At 63.9% G+C, this 1880-nt stretch carries 3 protein-coding genes and 1 pseudogene; all 4 read left to right on the top strand.

Annotated features, from left to right (window positions below):
• On the top strand, positions 1-745 hold a 745-nt coding region (locus RMO89_RS14320; RefSeq protein ID WP_310533924.1), incomplete at its 5' end, for a DMT family transporter.
• 55 nt (positions 746-800) lie between these two features.
• Positions 801-1085 (top strand): DUF6516 family protein, encoded by a 285-nt coding sequence (locus RMO89_RS14315; RefSeq protein WP_310533923.1) that lies wholly within the window; start codon positions 801-803, stop codon positions 1083-1085.
• The gene (locus tag RMO89_RS14310; RefSeq protein ID WP_310533921.1) at positions 1070-1429 is read left to right on the top strand and encodes a transcriptional regulator; all 360 of its coding nucleotides are present in this window, start codon (positions 1070-1072) and stop codon (positions 1427-1429) included. The genes RMO89_RS14315 and RMO89_RS14310 overlap by 16 nt, the downstream gene beginning before the upstream one ends.
• A 129-nt stretch (positions 1430-1558) precedes the next feature.
• Positions 1559-1880 (top strand): annotated as a pseudogene (locus RMO89_RS14305) (aconitate hydratase); the annotation flags it as partial.

Raw genomic sequence — 1880 nt, 5'->3', positions numbered from 1 at the left:
GATGCTGCCGCTGTGGAAGCTCGGCGGCGGGGCGTGGCCCGAGCGCGCGGCGCTCAAATTGCATGCCTTGCGCGGCGCGATCAGCGCGGTGATGGCGGTGACCTTTTTCTGGGCGCTGATCCGCCTGCCCTTGGCCGAGGCGATCGCACTTTCGTTCATCGCCCCGCTGATCGCGCTGTACCTCGCCGCTGTACTGCTCGGCGAGCGGATCGAGCGGCGCGCGATTGTCGGCTCGTTGCTCGGTTTCGGCGGGGTGATCGTGATTGGCGCGGGGCGGCTGGGCGCGGGCGGGTTCAGCCATGATGCGGTGTGGGGGATCGGCGCGGTGCTGGTTTCGGCGGTGCTCTATGCCTTCAACCTGATCTTCCAGCGCAAGCAGGCGCAGCTTGCGGGGCCACAAGAGGTTGCACTGTTCCAGATGGGCTTTTCCGGGCTGTTCCTGACCCTGGCCGCGCCCTTCCTGCTGATCTTGCCCGGCATACAATCCACCTATGCAATCGCCGGAAGCGCGGCGCTGGCGGCGGTCTCGCTGATGCTGCTGAGCTGGGGCTATGGCCGCGCCGAAGCGCAGGTCCTGCTGCCGATCGAATATACCGCGTTCATCTGGGCCGCCTTGATCGGCTGGCTGATGTTCGGCGAAGCGGTGACCCTCGCGACGCTCGGCGGAGTCGCACTGATCGTGCTCGGCTGCTGGATCGCCGCACGCACCGAACGAACCGCCCATACGGAGCAGACCGCGCTTTAGGCTTGCAGCGTTGGACTGATTGACAACATAGCGCGGCGTTGGCATATGGTCCAACATGAAGGCGGACAAGCTGCTGCACGAACGCCATGTCGTGGCTGAGCATGCCTTCGTCGAATTGTTGATCTGGCGCGTTCCGGTGCCAGTGCAGGGATCGCAGCACCGGTTAAAGTACTCTTTGGGGCTGGTGATGCACGGCCGCTGTGTGATGCGGTATGACAACGAAGCCGGCAAAGGCGATCACCGCCACGAGGAAGGCGCGGAGAGCGCATACCGGTTTTCCACATTTGAGCAGTTGTTAGCGGATTTCTGGAAGGATGTAGACCGATGGCTGAGCAGGTAAGCACCAACGTCGTCACACTTTCGGTTGCGTCGCGCGCCGCAGTTACGGCACGGGCTTTGGCCGCGTTCAGCGGAGAAGCGCAGGGCGCACAGATCAGTTTTGCCACCGTCGAACTGCTCTGGCAGGTTTTGACACGCAAGCGCTGGCAACTGTTGCAGGCGCTCACCGGCGCAGGTGAGGTTTCAATCCGCGAAGCAGCGCGCCGGGTCAGCCGCGACGTCAAAGCGGTTCATGGCGATGTCACTGCCCTGCTCGACGCCGGACTGCTCCAGCGAGAGAACCGGGGGGTGATTTTCCCTTACGACGGCGTGCATGTCGATTTCGTGCTCGGGATGGCGGCTTAGGGTTGTGAGTCACCTTCCGCCCCCTTGACGCGCCACGGATTCACGCGCATCGGCGGCGCCGAAAGTCCGGCCTGTTGCACCTGCGAAGGGCGCGCGCGGCGGGGCTCCAGCAACAGGAGAATTGGCAGGATGACCCAGGTCGGACAGGACGCGCTCGGCGCACGCAGCACGCTGAACGTGGGCGGCAAGGACTATGCCTTTTACTCGCTGAAAGCCGCCGCCGTGAAGTACGGCGATATCAGCCGCCTGCCGTTCTCGATGAAAGTCCTGCTCGAAAATCTGCTGCGTTTCGAAGACAATGGCTTCACTGTCTCGACCGGCGACATCCAGGCGCTGGTCGATTGGCAGAAGAACCCGGTGACCGGAGGCGAGATCCAGTACCGCCCGGCGCGCGTGCTGCTGCAGGACTTCACCGGAGTGCCCTGCGTGGTCGATCTTGCCGCGATGCGAG

Source organism: Novosphingobium sp. (assembly GCF_031424035.1).
Classification (GTDB): Bacteria; Pseudomonadota; Alphaproteobacteria; order Sphingomonadales; family Sphingomonadaceae; genus Novosphingobium.
Note: the sequence above shows the minus strand (reverse complement) of the source record. Positions and strands in the feature narration are given on the sequence as shown.

Bases quoted from the DNA above. Each gene is read 5' to 3' on its own strand.
- RMO89_RS14315 (WP_310533923.1), top strand. From the start codon at position 801: ATGAAGGCGGACAAGCTGCTGCACGAACGCCATGTCGTGGCTGAGCAT.
- RMO89_RS14310 (WP_310533921.1), top strand. From the start codon at position 1,070: ATGGCTGAGCAGGTAAGCACCAACGTCGTCACACTTTCGGTTGCGTCG.